General features: G+C 59.4%; 13 protein-coding genes. 5 read left to right on the forward strand and 8 right to left on the reverse strand.

The features are described from left to right. Nucleotides 1-29: 29 nt before the first annotated feature. The gene (locus QDY28_RS16640; protein ID WP_172831005.1) at nt 30-203 is read right to left on the reverse strand and encodes a hypothetical protein; all 174 of its coding nucleotides are present in this window, start codon (nt 201-203) and stop codon (nt 30-32) included. Between the two features lie 226 nt (nt 204-429). Between QDY28_RS16640 and ku (QDY28_RS16645) the strand changes: the two genes are divergently transcribed. Both ku (QDY28_RS16645) and ligD read left to right on the forward strand, forming a co-directional pair. After that, nucleotides 430-1,269 (forward strand): non-homologous end joining protein Ku, encoded by an 840-nt coding sequence (ku, locus tag QDY28_RS16645; protein WP_331382783.1) that lies wholly within the window; start codon nt 430-432, stop codon nt 1,267-1,269. A 3-nt stretch (nt 1,270-1,272) separates the two neighbouring features. Next, a complete protein-coding gene (gene ligD, locus QDY28_RS16650; RefSeq protein ID WP_331382784.1) occupies nt 1,273-3,813 on the forward strand; it encodes a DNA ligase D in 2,541 nt (846 codons plus the stop codon). Here the strand turns inward: ligD and ku (QDY28_RS16655) are convergent. The 6 genes from ku (QDY28_RS16655) to QDY28_RS16680 all read right to left on the reverse strand — a co-directional run bounded on the left by ku (QDY28_RS16655) (nt 3,810) and on the right by QDY28_RS16680 (nt 12,701). Beyond that, nucleotides 3,810-4,613: a non-homologous end joining protein Ku gene (gene ku / locus QDY28_RS16655; RefSeq protein ID WP_331382785.1), complete on the reverse strand. Its 804-nt coding sequence runs from the start codon at nt 4,611-4,613 to the stop codon at nt 3,810-3,812. The genes ligD and ku (QDY28_RS16655) overlap by 4 nt on opposite strands. A 72-nt stretch (nt 4,614-4,685) precedes the next feature. Beyond that, nucleotides 4,686-7,343 (reverse strand): nitrate reductase, encoded by a 2,658-nt coding sequence (locus QDY28_RS16660; RefSeq protein ID WP_331382786.1) that lies wholly within the window; start codon nt 7,341-7,343, stop codon nt 4,686-4,688. 46 nt (nt 7,344-7,389) lie between these two features. Continuing rightward, nucleotides 7,390-7,725, reverse strand: a complete 336-nt coding sequence (nirD, locus tag QDY28_RS16665) for a nitrite reductase small subunit NirD (protein WP_331382787.1) — start codon at nt 7,723-7,725, stop codon at nt 7,390-7,392. 4 nt (nt 7,726-7,729) lie between these two features. Then, nucleotides 7,730-10,180, reverse strand: a complete 2,451-nt coding sequence (nirB, locus tag QDY28_RS16670) for a nitrite reductase large subunit NirB (RefSeq protein ID WP_331382788.1) — start codon at nt 10,178-10,180, stop codon at nt 7,730-7,732. A 19-nt stretch (nt 10,181-10,199) separates the two neighbouring features. Next, the gene (locus QDY28_RS16675; protein WP_331382803.1) at nt 10,200-11,417 is read right to left on the reverse strand and encodes an MFS transporter; all 1,218 of its coding nucleotides are present in this window, start codon (nt 11,415-11,417) and stop codon (nt 10,200-10,202) included. A 492-nt stretch (nt 11,418-11,909) separates the two neighbouring features. Further along, nucleotides 11,910-12,701, reverse strand: a complete 792-nt coding sequence (locus tag QDY28_RS16680; RefSeq protein ID WP_331382789.1) for a phenylalanine 4-monooxygenase — start codon at nt 12,699-12,701, stop codon at nt 11,910-11,912. Nucleotides 12,702-12,824: 123 nt separating this feature from the next. Here QDY28_RS16680 and QDY28_RS16685 point away from each other — a divergent pair, with 123 nt between their 5' ends. Continuing rightward, nucleotides 12,825-13,286, forward strand: a complete 462-nt coding sequence (locus QDY28_RS16685; RefSeq protein WP_331382790.1) for an Lrp/AsnC family transcriptional regulator — start codon at nt 12,825-12,827, stop codon at nt 13,284-13,286. 8 nt (nt 13,287-13,294) lie between these two features. Here the strand turns inward: QDY28_RS16685 and QDY28_RS16690 are convergent, their stop codons facing one another. Beyond that, nucleotides 13,295-13,795, reverse strand: coding sequence for an Lrp/AsnC family transcriptional regulator (locus QDY28_RS16690; protein WP_331382791.1), 501 nt, complete (start codon nt 13,793-13,795; stop codon nt 13,295-13,297). Nucleotides 13,796-13,927: 132 nt separating this feature from the next. Here QDY28_RS16690 and hppD point away from each other — a divergent pair, with 132 nt between their 5' ends. Next, on the forward strand, nt 13,928-15,037 hold the full coding sequence (hppD, locus tag QDY28_RS16695) for a 4-hydroxyphenylpyruvate dioxygenase (RefSeq protein ID WP_331382792.1): 1,110 nt from the start codon (nt 13,928-13,930) through the stop codon (nt 15,035-15,037). A gap of 57 nt (nt 15,038-15,094) precedes the next feature. Further along, nucleotides 15,095-16,456, forward strand: coding sequence for a homogentisate 1,2-dioxygenase (gene hmgA / locus QDY28_RS16700; protein ID WP_331382804.1), 1,362 nt, complete (start codon nt 15,095-15,097; stop codon nt 16,454-16,456). Nucleotides 16,457-16,493: the final 37 nt, after the last annotated feature.

Consider the following 16,493-nt stretch of genomic DNA (forward strand, 5'->3'; position numbering starts at 1 on the left):
CACTTGTTCGCACAGCCTCATCGGCCGCATCACCGATCCAACTTGAGGGAAAGCTGCAAGCCGCGCGGCAACGGCGGCAGCGGCCGGCTGATATCGACGCGGCGTTTCCAGGCGGCGCGCCGTTCCTGCTCGCGTTCCCGCAGCGCTTTCGAGACGGCAACAAAGGTCATGGCGCGTTCTATGACTTGCTCGGTTTTCGTCATGGATACCTCCATTTGTTCACTATATGTTCTCATAATAAGCTGCATTCGTCAAGACAGTCACGAAGTCTTGCGCAAATGGAGACCGGCTTGTTGATTGAACTCTGTAGCCTTTGCGCCCTGTTTCTTTTTGCCGGGAGAGGGGCCGGCTAACAAAACTGGCTCTGGCGCCGGAACAAAGCTCGCAAGATATCGTTCAATTCGATTGGGTTCACCGGAGATTTCTGGGATGTCGCCGCGTGCGCAGTGGAAAGGTTATTTGCAATTCGGTCTGGTGACTTGCCCGGTGGCGCTTTACACTGCGGCGTCGACGTCCGAGCGCATCTCTTTTCACACCATCAATCGTGCGACGGGCAATCGTGTCCGGCGCGAATTCGTAGATAGCAGCAGCGGGAAACCTGTCGCTCGCGAGGACCAGGTCAAAGGCTATGAAGTCGGCAAGGACGACTATGTGATCTTGGAGCCCGACGAAATCGCCTCCGTTGTCCCCGGAAGCGACAAGACCCTTCATCTCCAGGCATTCGTCGCCTGCTCGGATATCGACGATCTTTATTTCGACAAACCCTACTATCTCGCGCCGAGCGATCGCGGCAGCGAAGAGGCGTTCGCACTGATCCGCGACGGGATGCAGAAAAAGAAGGTTGCCGCCATTGCACGGACGGTGCTCTTCCGGCGCTTGCGGACTTTGTTGATCCGTCCCTACGACAAGGGCCTGCTCGCGACCACGCTGAATTTCGACTACGAGGTCCGCTCTGCCAACAAGGCTTTCGACGAAATCCCCGATATCAAGATCAAGGGCGAAATGCTCGATCTGGCAAAGCATATCATCACCACGAAAAGCGGCACGTTCGACGCTCAGACGTTTGATGATCGCTATGAGGCGGCACTCACCGAACTGATCAAGGCGAAGCTCGAAGGCCGCAAAATTGCCGCTCGCAAGGAGCGCAAGCCGGAAAAGGTCGTCGATCTCATGGAGGCGCTTCGCCAGAGCGCCGGCGTGAAGGCAGAAAAGAAGCCGTCGCCGAAACGAGCCGCTTCCAATGCCTCCCGGCAGCGAAAGGCAGGTTGATCCATGGCGCTTGAGACCTATCGCGAAAAGCGGGATTTCTCGAAAACATCGGAACCGAGGGGACGCACGCGCAAGAGCGCCGGTCACAACAGCTTCGTCATCCAGAAACATGCGGCGCGCCGCCTGCACTATGATTTTCGCCTGGAACTTGACGGCGTTTTGAAGAGCTGGGCGGTGGCAAAAGGTCCGAGCCTAATTCCAAGCGACAAACGCCTCGCGGTTCAGGTCGAAGACCACCCGCTCGACTATGGTGATTTCGAAGGCACCATTCCCAAGGGCGAATATGGCGGCGGCTCGGTGATCGTCTGGGATCGCGGCACCTGGGAGCCGGATGGCGATCCGCATAAGGGTTTCAAAAAGGGTCACATCGAACTCGAGCTGCATGGCGAAAAGCTGCACGGGCGCTGGCATCTGATCCGCATGGCAAGACGCGCTCGGGAAAAGAAGGACAACTGGCTGCTCATCAAAGGCGATGATGAGGCCGCCCGTCCCGAGGGTGCGGGTGACATTCTCGAAGAGCGGCCGGAATCCGTGAAGACCGGCCGGTTGATCGAAGAGCTTGAAGGAGAAAGCCCCGGATGGTCTTCGAAGACGGGCAAGATCGAGCAGCCGACCGCCAAGCCTAAGCAAACCCAACGGCTGGCATTGAAAACCGCGGCTGATCCTTCGTCTGCGAAGAAGGCTAAAAAGACGGCTTTGCCCGATTTCGTGCCGCCGACATTGGCGACGCTGACGAAAAAGCCGCCAAGTGGGAAGCAATGGCTCCACGAGATCAAGTTCGACGGTTATCGCGTGCAAGCCCGCATCGAGGACGGCCGCGTCAAATTGCTGACGCGCAGCGGTCTCGACTGGTCGGACAAGTTTGGGAAAACGCTTTTGGCCGAGCTTGCCGGCCTTCCCGTCAAAACGATGCTTGCGGATGGCGAGTTGGTAGTCGAGACCGGTTCCGGCGCATCGGACTTCTCAGCTCTGCAGGCCGATCTGAGCGACGGCAGGAACGATCGTTTCGTCCTCTATGTCTTCGATCTCCTCTATCTCGACGGATATGATCTGCGCGCTGCCCCGCTGATCGAACGAAAGAAAATACTGGAGAAAATCATAACCTCCGGGAGTGGAAAACTCCGCTTCAGCAGTGATTTCGATGCCGATGGCGACCTGATGCTGGAGCATGCATGCCGTTTGAGCCTGGAAGGCATCGTGTCGAAACGCGCCGACGAACCCTATCGCTCCGGCCGTGGCAAAGGTTGGCTGAAATCGAAGTGTTCCTTCCGGCAGGAGTTCGTGATTGCAGGCTATGTACCGTCATCGACGGCGCGCAAGGCAATTGGATCCCTCGTGCTTGGCATTTACGACAAAGGCAAGCTGCAGCATGTCGGCCGCGTCGGCACGGGGTTTACCAACAAGGTTGCTGAGGATCTCTATTCTCAGCTCGAAGGCATGCGCGCTGACGAAAGCCCGTTCGATAAACGCCTCAACGCCGAGGAAGCGCGCGGCGTGCGTTTCGTTCGTCCGGAACTGGTTGCCGAAATCGAGTTCCGCACCTGGACCGGAGATGGCCTGCTCCGGCATGCGGCATTCCGAGGTTTGCGCGAAGACAAGCCGGCAACAGAAATTGTCGGTGAAACTTCTGCCAATACGGCGACCGAAGCTGAGCTGCCGAAGCGGACGGTTGTTCTCACCCATGCCGACCGCATCTACTGGCCGGATGAGGGGGTGACCAAGGAAGGCCTCGCCGACTATTACACCGAGGTGTGGAAATACATGGCGCCTTTCCTCGTCCAGCGGCCATTGGCGCTGCTGCGTTGCCCCGATGGCATCAGCGGCCAGAGTTTTTTTCAGAAGCATGCGTGGAAAGGCCTGAACAAGAATATCGTCCTCATCCACGATCCGAAGGAAAAGGATGAGGACCCGCTTGTCAGCATCGATGATCTCAATGGCCTGCTTGGTCTCGTGCAGGCGGGCTCGCTGGAACTCCATCCATGGGGCATTACGATTGCCGATTGGGAACATCCCGACATGATCATCATGGATCTCGATCCTGGCCCGGGCGTGCCGTGGGAGCGGGTGATAGAAGCGGCGGAGGAAACGCGCGATCGAATGAAAGAGGCTGGGCTCGCCGCCTTCATCAAGACATCAGGCGGCAAGGGCTTGCATGTCGTCTCGCCCTTGAAGCCTAAGGCCGACTGGCCGGCGGTCAAAGCCTTCACGAAATCCATTGCCGATCAGATGGCGGCGGACAGCCCCGAACGCTACGTTTCCACTATCACCAAATCGAAGCGTCAGGGCAAAATCCTGGTCGACTATCTGCGCAATCAGCGCGGTTCGACGGCCGTGGCGCCCTATTCGACGCGAGCACGGCCGGGCGCTGCGGTCTCGATGCCGCTTGCCTGGGAAGAACTCAGCCCCGCGATCGGGCCGGCCTATTTCACGGTCAACAATACCCCCAACCGGCTAGCGGCACTTCGCTCCGACCCTTGGGAAGATTTTCAGGCAGCCGCGGCATCTTTGGAACAAGCAAAATCCAAAAAGAGCAAAGTGCGCTAGCGCTTGGCTTTCGAGGCGGCCGCAACGCTCTTTTTCAAGGCATCCAGGATGTTGATGACATTGCTCGGCGGCGCTTCGGCCTCCGGCTTGGATTTGGCCGGCCGTTTCCGGCCCTTCTTTTTCGCAGCAATCAGATCGTGCAGCCTGTCCTGTACGGGATCGCTCGCCATGGAAGGCGTCCAAGGCTTCTTTTGCTCGTCGATCAATTGCAGGACGAGCGACATCAAAGACGGATCGATCTTGTCCGCTTTGACTGTTTCGAAATAGGCGGCGGCATCCCGAACCTCGTCGCCATAGCGCAATGTCCATAACACGATGCCTTTGTCGCGGGGCTCGAGCATGACGGCCCGCTCGCGGCGATACATCACCAGGCGGGAGATGCCGACCGTCTTGGTCGCTTCCATGGCATCGCGAATGACGCAGAAGGCTTCCTCGCCGACGGGGTCGTCGGGGGTCAGATAGTGCGGCTGGTCGAGCCAGATCCATTCGATGGAATCGCGCGGAGCAAAGACGTCGATATCGATGGTGCGGGTGCTTTCGAGCGCGACGGATTCCAACTCGTCGTCTTCGATCAGCACATAGTCCCCCTCGCCACGCTCATAGCCTTTGACCTCGTCGTCCTCCTTCACGGCTTTGCCGGTGACGGAGTCGACATACTGGCTGACGACGCGGTTCCGTGTTTCGCGATTGAGGGTGTGGAAGCGGATCTTTTCATTCTCGGACACGGCCGGAGTCATCGCGACCGGGCAGGTCACGAGCGAGAGTTTGAGATAACCTTTCCAGAAGGAACGCGGCGCCATGTGTCGATCTCCCGGTTTTCAAAACGGGAGACTTGACGCTTTGTTCCGCGCCGCGACCAGCCTTTGCGTCGGCTATTCCGCCGCCGTCGCAAGACAGCCATCGATGATCCCGCGGATTTCGGCGCGGCAGGAACCGCAATTGGTTCCGGCATTCAGCGCTTTGCCGACAGCCTCGACGCTATGACAACCATTGCGAACCGCACCGACGATCTGGTTGACGCCGACGCCGAAACACGAGCAGACCGTTGCACCGGGATCTGGAGTATTGGCGCCCGGCCGTCCGGCGACCAGGGCAAAGCGTTTGCGCATATTGCCGTGCGATGCGGAGAGTTGCGCTATCGCCCAGTTGCGGGCGACGGCCACCGGCTGGCGCGCCAGAAACAGCGCCGCAATCAGCCGGTCTCCGTCGAAGAAGGCCAGACGCAGATCGCCGGAGGTTTGATCGGCGTAACCGAGCGGTTCGACATCTGGAGGAATGTCGAATGTGGTGCGGCACCAGTCCGCCCAATCTTCCACGGCATTGTCGAAAGCCAGTTCCATCCGCCATCCGCCATCGGCCTTGGCGAGCGCCCAATAGGCAGCTTCGAGGTGCTGCGGCTTTGCCACGGAGACTGCAAAGCCGTAGTGCGATGCCTCGAAAGGACGCGCCGCAACAGCGACATTTTTCGATGCCGGCTGGCCGGAAAAGGGATCGGTCACGGGCGCGACGAGGGTATCGATGCGCGCTTTGGCGGCAAAACTGTCATTCCAATGCATGGGCACGAACAGGTTGCTGCGCGCCTGCCGTTCCGTCACCAATGCCCGAACGATGACCTTACCTTGCGGGCTTTCGATCTCGATTAGACTGGCGTCGCTGACGCCGATTTCCATCGCATCGCGAGGATGGATTTCGGCAAAGGGCTCGGCAATATGCGCCGACAGCCGGGCGCTTTTGCCGGTGCGGGTCATCGTGTGCCACTGGTCGCGGATACGGCCGGTATTGAGCGTGAACGGGAATTCTGCGCTCGTGCGGTCCGAAACGGGCATCTTCACGGGCACGAAACGGGCCTTGCCATCGGCGTGAAAAAATCCGCCTTTGGCGAAGAAGCGCGTCGTCTGCGGCGCCGTACCCACAGGCTGCGGCCATTGGAAAGGCGAAAGCGCGTCATAATCGTCGGCCTCAATCTGCGCGCAGGCGCCGATATCGAAATCCCGGCTGCCGTTATTCTCAAAGCTGGAAAGGGCGGCATGTTCGGCAAAAATGCTGGTCTGCGAGCGGAACGAGAAAGCCTCGGAAAATCCCATCCGACGACCGACTTCGGCCATCTGCCACCAGTCGGCTTTTGCCTCGCCGGGAGAGGGGAGAAAGCCGCGCTGCCGGGAAATCCGGCGTTCGGAATTGGTGACGGTGCCATCCTTCTCGCCCCAGCCGAGCGAGGGCAGCAACACGTCCGCGTGCCGTGCCGTATCCGTCTGCTTCAGCACATCGGAAACGACGACGAAGGGACAGGCCTTGATTGCCGCTTCGACGGCGTCGGCATCCGGCATCGAAACCACCGGATTGGTCGCCATGATCCACAGGGCTTTGACCCGGCCATCGGCGACCGCGCGAAACATGTCGACGGCCTTCAGCCCTGGGCGCGCAGCAATGACGGGGGAGTTCCAGAAGCGCTGCACACGATCGCGATCATCCGCATTTTCGATCGCCATATGGGCGGCGAGCATATTGGCAAGCCCACCGACCTCTCGTCCGCCCATGGCATTCGGTTGGCCAGTCAAGGAGAACGGCCCCATGCCGGGACGGCCGATGCGTCCCGTGGCCAGATGGCAATTGAGGATGGCGTTGACCTTGTCGGTGCCGGAGGATGATTGGTTGACGCCCTGGCTATAGCAGGTCACGACCTTTTCCGTCGTCTCGAACAGGCGGAAGAACTCGCGCAGTTGCATCGCCGGCAGACCGGTCTTGTCGAGCAGATCGCTGAAGCTTAGCGCCGAGGCTTCGGCGAAAGCCTCCGGGAAGCCCTCTGTGTGGGTCGCGATGAAATTCTGGTCGATCGCGGAGCTCTGGGCGAGGCGAGCAAGCAGACCCGTGAATAGCGCGACATCGCCATCTGGGCGGATTGCCAGATGCAGGTCGGCGATATCGGAGGTCATCGTCCGGCGCGGATCGATGACGACCACTTTCATTCCCGGGCGCTCAGCCTTGGCCGCGGCAAGGCGCTGGTAGAGGACCGGATGGCACCAGGCGAGATTGGAGCCGGTCAGGATCACCAGATCGGCCAGTTCGATGTCCTCGTAGGTGCCTGGCACCGTATCCGAACCGAAGGCACGGCGATGACCCGCCACCGATGACGACATGCAGAGGCGCGAATTGGTATCGATGTTGGCCGAGCCGATAAAGCCCTTCATCAGCTTGTTGGCGAGATAATAGTCTTCGGTCAGAAGCTGACCGGAAACGTAGAAGGCGACCGAATCCGGACCATGTGCGGCCACGGTCTCGGAAAAACGGTTCGCCACCAGATCGAGGGCTTCGTCCCAGCTCGCACGTTGACCGCCGACTTCCGGATAGAGAAGCCGGCCTTCAAGATCAATCGTCTCCGCCAGCGCCGATCCCTTGGAACAGAGGCGCCCGTAATTGGAGGGATGATCGGGATCGCCTTTGACGGAAACCTTGCCGTGATCATCGACGCTGGCGATGACGCCGCAGCCGACGCCGCAATAGGGGCAGGTCGTTTTGGTCTCAGCGGACATTGCGGTGTCCTCCAAGAGCCGAAGATAGAGCTGGGCGCAAAACCATCTATTCCGCCGCCATCATGAGACTATCGAGCCTGATCGACAGCACGCCGTCCTCATTGCGGACCGGTATGGTCCGAACCGAACCTTCGTCCGCCCCAAGCGCCTTGCCGGTCTCAAGCGAGATGACCCAATTGTGCAGCGGGCAGGTGACCGCTGCGCCATGCACGATCCCTTGCGAAAGCGGTCCGCCCTTGTGCGGGCAATGATCCTCGATGGCGAAGACTTCGTTTTCGGCGGTGCGGAAGACCGCGACCTTGCCCTGCGGTGTCTTCACGCAGCGCGCGCCGCGCAGCGGGATGTCCGAGATGTCGCCGATTTCAATCCAATTCATGTCCATCTCCTTACTCGGCGGCCTGCGGGTAACCGATCGTCGCCATCGGCTTGAACTCATGCTTGTCCTTGCCGGAGACGCGCTCCGACCAGGGATCGACCTGGGCGAATTTCTGGCTGAAGACGAAGCGCTCGTAGTATGCCTTGCGCTTTTCACCGTCTTCCATGATCTGGCGGCGGATTTCGTCGAGGCCGATGCGCTTGGCCCATTTATAGATGCGCTCGAGATAGCGGGCCTGCTCGCGATACATCTGCGTCAGCGCCACGATATGCTCCAGCGCCTCATCCTCGGTCTTGACGAGGCCAAGCACTTCCGTGCCCTTGATGTCGAGCCCGGCGGCGCCGGCGAAATGGATTTCGAAACCGCTGTCGACGCAGACGACGCCGATATCCTTGCAGGTCGCCTCGGCGCAATTGCGCGGACAGCCGGAAACCGCCATCTTGAGCTTGGCCGGTGTCCACGAACCCCACATGAACTTCTCGATGCGGATGCCGAGGCCGGTCGAATCCTGCGTGCCGAAGCGGCACCAGTCGGAGCCGACGCAGGTCTTTACCGTGCGCAGACCTTTGGCGTAGGCCTGGCCGGAGATGAAGCCCGCCTTGCCGAGATCGGCCCAGACAGCGGGCAGGTCTTCCTTCTGAACGCCGAGCAGGTCGATGCGTTGACCGCCGGTCACCTTCACCATCGGGATCTCGAATTTGTCGACGACATCGGCGATGGCGCGCAGCTCGTTCGAACTGGTCACGCCGCCCCACATGCGCGGCACGACCGAATAGGTGCCATCCTTCTGAATATTGGCGTGAACACGCTCGTTGATGAAGCGCGACTGATAGTCGTCGGCATATTCATCCGGCCAGTCGCAGACGAGGTAATAGTTCAACGCCGGCCGGCATTTCGCGCAGCCGCAGGAGGTCTTCCACTCCAGCTCCTGCATGACGGCGGGGATGGTCTTCAGCCCCTTGGCCTTGATCAGCCGGCGCACATCGTCATGGCCGAGCTCGGTGCAGGCGCACATCGGCTGGACGGCGGCCGGGTTATAGCTGTCGCCAAGCGTGATCGACATCAATTGTTCGACGAGTCCCGTACAGGAGCCGCACGAGGCGGATGCCTTGGTATGGGCACGCACCTCGTCCAGGGACGTCAGGCCCTTTTCAGTGATCGTCGAGGTGATTTTGCCCTTGCAAACGCCGTTGCAGCCGCAGATTTCCGCATCATCCGGCAAGGCTGCAACGGCCGCCATAGGGTCCAGCGCGGACCCTCCCTGGTAGGCCTGGCCGAAGATCAGCGTCTCGCGCATCTCCGAAATATCGGTCGCCTTCTTCTTCAGATCGTTGAACCATGCGCCGTCAGACGTCTCGCCATAAAGCACGGTGCCGATGATGCGGTTGTCCTTGAGGATCACGCGCTTGTAGACGCCGGCAGCGGCGTCGCGCAGCACGATTTCCTCGCGATCGTCGCCGTCCGCAAAGTCGCCGATCGAAAAGAGATCTATGCCGGTGACCTTGAGCTTGGTCGGCGTATCGGAATGCACGAAGCCGGCAGAGGTATCGCCGGCAAGCTGCGCGGCGGCAACGCGCGCCATCTCGTAGAGCGGTGCCACCAGGCCGTAGACCTGACCGCCCACTTCGGCGCATTCGCCGAGCGCATAAATATCGCCGTCTGACGTGCCCATGCCGGCATCGACGACGATGCCTCTGTTGACGGCGAGGCCGGCGTCCTTCGCGAGGCCGGCACTCGGGCGGATGCCGGCTGCCATGACCACCAGCGTTGCCGGCACGATGGTACCGTCGGCCAATTCCACGCCTTCGACTTTGCCATCGCCCACGATCGCCTTGGTGTTGGCTTTGGTGATGACCTTGATGCCGCGTTCCTCGACGGCCTTTTGCAGAAGGTAGCCTGCAGCAGGATCGAGCTGGCGCTCCATCAGCGTCGGCATGACATGCAGCACGGTGACGTCCATGCCGCGCGAGCTGAGACCTGCCGCAGCTTCGAGGCCGAGCAGACCGCCGCCGATGACGACAGCCTTTGCGCGGGATTGCGCGGCAAGCAGCATGGCGTTGACGTCGTCCAGATCGCGATAGGTCAAGACACCAGGCAAATCGTTTCCAGGAACCGGAATGATGAAGGGTACGGAACCGGTGGCAATCACCAGCTTGTCGTAGCTTTCGGTGACGCCATGGTCCGATGTGACGGTCTTGGCGGCGCGATCGATGGCGACGATCTTGTGGCCCTTGTAGAGGGTGATGTTGTTCTTGATGTACCAGCCATCGCCATGGATGATGATCTGCTCATAGTCCTTTTCGCCCGAAAGAACCGGCGACAGCATGATGCGGTCGTAATTGACGCGCGGCTCGGCGTTGAAGATCGTCACTTCATAGCGGCCGGGCGCTTTTTCGAGGAGATGTTCCAGCATGCGGCCGGGCGCCATGCCGTTGCCGATGATGATGAGTTTCTGGGTCATGAGGGAATTCCGATCCGAATTACTGGGCAAAAACGCTGGTGTTTGCGGTCGATGCGCTGTTCCGCTGCAATTGCCGGATGGAGAGATGCATCCATACCATCGAGATGGCGACGATCGCGAAGAGCAGCATGAAACAGCTCGACCAGAGGCCGGTCATATCCTTGAGCAGGCCGAAGGCGATCGGCAGGATGAAGCCGCCAAGGCCGCCCATCATGCCGACGATACCGCCGACAGCGCCGACAGCGCCGGGATAGTAGGCGGGGATGTGTTTGTAGACGGCCGCCTTGCCGAGGCTCATGAAGAAGCCAAGGACGAAGATGACGACGATGAAGATGGCCGGCGTGATGCCGAAGGCCGGGCCTGCGGCCGTGGCAGCCGGCAGTGAAAGGATCAAGGTTGCGAGCGCCGATACCGCTAGCATCGTGTACATGACGCTGCGAGCGCCCTTCTTGTCGGAAAGCATGCCGCCGAAGGCGCGGAAGATGCTGCCCGGGATGGAATAGGCGGCAGCGACCATGCCGGCAGTCTCAAGGTTGAAGCCATAGACTCCGACCAGATAACGGGGCAACCACAGCGACAGGGCGACGAAGCCGCCGAACGCGAAGAAGTAATAGAGCGAGAAGCGCCAAACCTGCACATTCTTCAATGGCGCGAATTCCTGCAGCAGGCTCTTGGAGGAGGCGCCGCCGTTGCGACGGGCGCGGAAGGCCGGATCGTCCGTGGTGGTGAACCAGAAGATGACCGCCATGGCTGCAAGCACCAGCGCCCAGATCTCAGCGACTGCCTGCCATCCCCATGCGAGGAGGACGAAGGGGGCTGCGAACTTGGTCACTGCGGCACCGACATTGCCGGCTCCGAAGATGCCAAGTGCCGTTCCCTGCTTTTCGGGCGGGAAGAAGGGCGAGACATAGGCGACACCGACCGCAAAGGAGCCGCCGGCAAGGCCGACGCCGAGGCCGGCGATCAGCATCTGCGTATAGGTATGCGCATAAGAGAGCAGGAAGGTCGCCAATGCGGCGGCCAGCATGGTGAGCGTATAGACGAGTCGGCCGCCATAGCGAGTGGTCCAGATGCCGAGGACGATGCGGACGATCGAACCGGTCAGAACGGGGGTGCCGATCAGCAAGCCGAACTCGGCCTCGTTCAGGCCGAGCTCCTGTTTGATACGGATGCCGATGATCGCGAAGATTGTCCAGACCGCAAAACAGAGCGTGAATGCGACTGTCGATATCCACAGTGCGCGCTGTGGACCGTCAGAGGACGGTCAGAGGACGATGTCGGCGTTTGGTCAAAAGCAGGCATAGCTTCTCCGTGCGCGACAACGTCGCGCCTTCCTAGGTTCGAATTGAAACAAAAAAGCTGCTGGCCAGGGTTCGCGCACGCTGAGAGCGCGTTCGTCAATCCTGATCAGCAGCTTTGCCTGGGGCGCCCCTCGTTGGACGCCAATTGGTGAGCCTTATCGGCCTCAAAAATAAGGAAGCAAGCGGCGTGCCAAATTCAGCGCGTGAAAAAACCTAGCATTATCAATGGGGAATAAGATTGGTGGCTCGATGACGGAATGGTCAAATCTTGGGCGCCCTTTGCTGCGGTGCACATTAATCGAGCAAGGCGCTGCTGGCAAAACCGATAAAGCGGCGTCGCCGGAGGACGCCGTTCGGGGCGAGTTGCGCGGCATTGCTCGCCCCGTCAGCGGTGGATGTCAGCGGATATTGTGACCGCAGCCGCCGGCTCAGGAGGCCTTGGCTTCGAAGGCGGGCGGGAAATCACCCAGCGACTTTGCCTTGAGGATCTGGCCTTCAATATCCTGCTCGACGATGGCTTCAAGGTCGGCGAAGCTGTCGATGACATAGTAGATCGGCTGGACGATATCGATCCGGTAGGGCGTTCTGAGGACGCTTAGCAGGTCGAACGGCCGAAATTCGCATGCCGTGCCTTCCATTGCCGCCTTCGTTTCGCTCGGCGATGAGACGATACCAGCGCCGAAGCAGCGGCGGCCCTGCGGCGTGTTGATCAGACCGAATTCGACGGTGAACCAGAAGATTCGGAACAGATGCCAGGAATAGCCTTTGCCGAGGCGGACGGCGCTTTCGCCAAAATGCCGCACGAAATTGGCATAGCTTTGATTGGTCAGCAGCGGACAATGGCCGAAAACCTCGTGGAACAGGTCCGGTTCCTCGATATAGTCGATATGCTCGCGACGGCGCAGAAAGGTTGCGAGCGGGAATTTGCCTTGCGACAGCAGTTCGTAGAAGCGCGAGGGCGGAATGAGCGCTGGCACGCCTTCGACGCCGAAGCCCGTGGTCTCGTTCAAGCGCCGGTTGACGTCGCGAAGCTGCGGCACCTTTTCCGGCTTGAGTCCCAGGGTTTTGACGCCGTCCAGATATTCACGGCAAGCCAACCCGGCCAATAGCTTCATCTGACGCTGATAAAGTTCGCCCCAGATCGCATCTTCTTCGGCGGTATAGTCGTATAAACCGTCCGGGCCGGGCAGTTTGGCGGTGTAGGTGCTTTCCTTGGTCATATTCTAATCCTCCCAGGCACTGCGGTACTCTTGCAATTATGCTCCGGCCTTTGAGGATTTTCTTTTCTTTTGTGTTGGCTATCGCCATATTGATGGGAAATATTCCCGAATATGGCGCCGAAAATGAAAGAAACTGGGAATTTTCATCGCAAGCTTCTGCAGCTCATCCAGGCCGATGGCAGCCTCTCGCTGGCAGACCTGGCGGAAAGCGCAGGCATGTCGCAGAGTTCGGCCTGGCGGAAGATCCAGGAGCTGGAATCCGATGGCGTCATTCGCAAGCGCGTGACATTGCTGGATCCGGGAAAACTCGATCTCAAGCTCTGCGTAATCGCGCATGTCACGCTGGAGGATCACCACGAAGAGGCGGTGGCGTCTTTCGCTTCGGTGGTGCTGGAGCGGCCGGAGATCATGGAGTGTTATGCGCTATCCGGCGCCTTCGACTATATGCTGAAGATCCGGGCGAGGGATGTGGAAAGCTATGAAGCCTTCATGACCCGATATCTCATGCGCAATCCGCATGTGCGCACGGTCGTATCGAGCTTTGTGCTGCGCGAGCTGAAATTCTCGACCGAGTTGCCGATCTAACATCGCATTCAACGCGCACTATCCCCATGCCATGTATGCGGCATGAGCACCGGAAATCCTTCGAATGTCTTGAGCGTATCAAGGACGATCGACGTCTTCACGTGCTGTACGGACTCGTGGGGCAGCAGAACGTCGTTGACGAACCTTGAGAGATCGTTGAGCCCGCGGGTCGCGACCTTCAGGTGATAGTCCATTTCACCCGTCAGCGCATAGGCTTCAAGAACTTCCGGCAGTCCGTTGATCAGTTGCGAAAATCGGCGGGCATTGTCCCTGTTGTGAGTGGCGAGCGTCACGGAAATGACCACCAGCATATCCAGGCCCAGTTTCTGCCGGTCCAAGTTGGCCTGGTAGCTGCGAATATATCCTTCAGCCTCCAATCTCGTCCGCCGGCGCGAGCATTGCGAGGGTGAAAGCGCGATCCGCTCGCCCAATTCATTGTTCGTCAGCCTGCCGTCCTTTTGAAGCTCCTGGAGCAGGCGCAAATCCATTTTGTCGAGCTGTTCATCCATTGCGGAAAATCTCAAAAATTCTCACGATTTGTGCAGAATATCTTCTTGAAGCATGAAGAATGCAAGAACTTTGCGCGTGTTTTGGGCCACACTTTGCATAGTCAAATTCATCCTCTCTGAAGGAGAAAGAAAATGGGTCCTTTCCCGCATGATGCGCCGCCTTCGGAAATAACCCCCGACAATCCGGCCGGCACCGATGGCTTCGAATTCGTCGAATTCGCTCATCCGGAGCCCGAGAAGCTGCGCGAACTCTTCACGCGCATGGGTTACGTTCCGGTCGCCAAGCACAAGACGAAAGACATCACCGTCTGGCGGCAGGGCGATATCAACTATATCCTGAACGCCGAGCCGGGCAGCCATGCCGCTCGTTTCGTTGCCGAGCATGGTCCCTGCGCTCCGTCAATGGCCTGGCGCGTCGTTGACGCCAGACATGCGTTCGACCACGCGGTGTCAAAAGGCGCCACTCCCTATGAAGGCAATGACAAGGCGCTCGACGTTCCGGCGATCGTCGGCATTGGCGGTTCGCTGCTGTATTTTGTCGAGACCTACGGTGAAAAGGGATCGGCTTACGACGCCGAGTTCGATTGGCTTGGCGAGCGCGATCCGCGTCCCGAAGGCGTCGGCTTCTACTATCTCGACCATCTCACGCACAATGTCTTCCGCGGCAACATGGACAAGTGGTGGGATTTCTATCGCGAGCTGTTCAATTTCAAGCAGATCCACTTCTTCGATATTGATGGCCGTATCACCGGCCTGGTGAGCCGCGCCATCACCTCGCCTTGCGGCAAAATCCGCATTCCGCTCAATGAATCGAAGGACGATACGAGCCAGATCGAGGAGTTTCTGAAGAAATACAAGGGCGAGGGCATCCAGCACATCGCCGTCGGAACGGAAGACATCTATAGCGGCACCGACCGGCTTGCCGCCAACGGCCTCCGCTTCATGCCGGGTCCTCCGGAAACTTATTACGACATGTCCTATGCCCGCGTGAACGGTCATGATGAACCCATCGAACGTATGAAGAAACATGGTATCCTCATCGATGGCGAAGGCGTGGTGAACGGCGGCATGACGAAAGTCCTGCTCCAGATCTTCTCCAAAACCGTCATTGGTCCGATCTTCTTCGAGTTCATCCAGCGCAAGGGCGATGAAGGCTTCGGGGAGGGCAACTTCCGTGCCCTGTTTGAGTCGATCGAGGCGGATCAGATCAAGCGCGGCGTCATCGGCACCGCGGCGGAGTGATCTTTCGGCGACCCCGCGCCTATGTGGGGTCGCCCGATTTTCGGGAGGAATTTGATGATGGAACAGGCAGTAACCCGGCCTTCGGATGGCGCGGCTGCGACGGCGCCTAAGCTGGACTATATGCCGGGATTCGGCAACGACTTCGAAAGCGAGTCGCTTCCCGGCGCGTTGCCGCAAGGCCAGAACAGCCCGCAGAAATGCAATTATGGTCTTTACGCCGAGCAGCTTTCCGGCTCGCCGTTCACCGCTCCCCGCGGTACGAATGAACGGTCCTGGCTCTATCGTATTCGCCCGAGCGTGCGCCATACCCGCCGCTTTTCGAACGCTTCCTATCCGCTCTGGAAATCCGCGCCCTGCCTCGATGAACATTCGCTTCCCCTCGGCCAGCTTCGCTGGGACCCCGTGCCCGTTCCAAACGAGAGGCTGACCTTTCTCGACGGGATTCGGACGATCACGACCGCCGGCGATGTCATGACCCAGACGGGCATGGCGGCACACGCCTATGTCTTCAACGAGGACATGGTGGATGATTATTTCTTCAACGCCGATGGCGAGTTGCTGATCGTTCCGCAGGTCGGTGCTATCAGGGTGTTCACCGAGATGGGCGTGATGGACATCGATCCCTTGGAAATCTGCGTAATCCCGCGCGGCATGATGGTCAAGGCGCAGCGTATTGGCGACGAGAAAGTCTGGCGCGGATATATATGTGAGAACTACGGCGCGAAATTCACGCTGCCGGATCGCGGGCCTATCGGCGCGAACTGCCTGGCAAACCCGCGCGACTTCAAGACCCCCGTTGCCGCTTTCGAGGACAAGGAAACGCCGTGCCGCGTGCATGTGAAATGGTGTGGAAAGTTCTACGTCACGGAAATCGGCCACTCACCTCTCGATGTGGTCGCCTGGCACGGCAACTATATCCCCTATAAATACGACCTGCGGACATTTGCCCCGGTCGGCGCGATCCTGTTCGACCACCCCGATCCGTCGATATTCACCGTATTGACCGCTCCGACCGAAAGCGCCGGCACGGCGAATGTCGATTTCGTGATCTTTCCGCCGCGCTGGCTGGTGGCGGAACACACCTTCCGCCCACCTTGGTACCATCGCAACATCATGAGCGAGTTCATGGGCCTGATTCACGGCCAATATGATGCAAAGGAGCAGGGTTTCGTGCCGGGCGGCATGAGCCTGCACAATATGATGCTGCCGCATGGGCCGGATGCCTCGGGCTTCGAAAAGGCATCCAATTCCGAACTCAAACCCGTCAAGCTGGAACAGACCATGGCTTTCATGTTCGAAACCCGCTTTCCGCAGCAAGTGACGAAATACGCGGCCGAGATTGAAACGCGGCAGGACAATTATCTGGAGTGCTGGGACGGCCTGGAACGACGGTTTGACGGGACGCCGGGCGTCAAGTGAAGTCTGGCCAAACGTTCTCCAACACTGGGATTGGGAC

Source organism: Rhizobium sp. BR 362, assembly GCF_036528765.1.
In the GTDB taxonomy this organism is placed as follows: Bacteria; Pseudomonadota; Alphaproteobacteria; order Rhizobiales; family Rhizobiaceae; genus Rhizobium.

Excerpts from the sequence above, each read along its gene's own strand:
- QDY28_RS16640 (WP_172831005.1), bottom strand. The coding sequence starts at position 203 with ATGACGAAAACCGAGCAAGTCATAGAACGCGCCATGACCTTTGTTGCC.
- hppD (WP_331382792.1), top strand. The coding sequence starts at position 13,928 with ATGGGTCCTTTCCCGCATGATGCGCCGCCTTCGGAAATAACCCCCGAC.
- QDY28_RS16690 (WP_331382791.1), bottom strand. The coding sequence starts at position 13,795 with ATGGATGAACAGCTCGACAAAATGGATTTGCGCCTGCTCCAGGAGCTT.
- nirD (WP_331382787.1), bottom strand. The coding sequence starts at position 7,725 with ATGGACATGAATTGGATTGAAATCGGCGACATCTCGGACATCCCGCTG.
- ligD (WP_331382784.1), top strand. The coding sequence starts at position 1,273 with ATGGCGCTTGAGACCTATCGCGAAAAGCGGGATTTCTCGAAAACATCG.
- ku (WP_331382783.1), top strand. The coding sequence starts at position 430 with ATGTCGCCGCGTGCGCAGTGGAAAGGTTATTTGCAATTCGGTCTGGTG.
- QDY28_RS16680 (WP_331382789.1), bottom strand. The coding sequence starts at position 12,701 with ATGACCAAGGAAAGCACCTACACCGCCAAACTGCCCGGCCCGGACGGT.
- ku (WP_331382785.1), bottom strand. The coding sequence starts at position 4,613 with ATGGCGCCGCGTTCCTTCTGGAAAGGTTATCTCAAACTCTCGCTCGTG.
- QDY28_RS16685 (WP_331382790.1), top strand. The coding sequence starts at position 12,825 with ATGAAAGAAACTGGGAATTTTCATCGCAAGCTTCTGCAGCTCATCCAG.
- nirB (WP_331382788.1), bottom strand. The coding sequence starts at position 10,180 with ATGACCCAGAAACTCATCATCATCGGCAACGGCATGGCGCCCGGCCGC.
- QDY28_RS16660 (WP_331382786.1), bottom strand. The coding sequence starts at position 7,343 with ATGTCCGCTGAGACCAAAACGACCTGCCCCTATTGCGGCGTCGGCTGC.
- hmgA (WP_331382804.1), top strand. The coding sequence starts at position 15,095 with ATGGAACAGGCAGTAACCCGGCCTTCGGATGGCGCGGCTGCGACGGCG.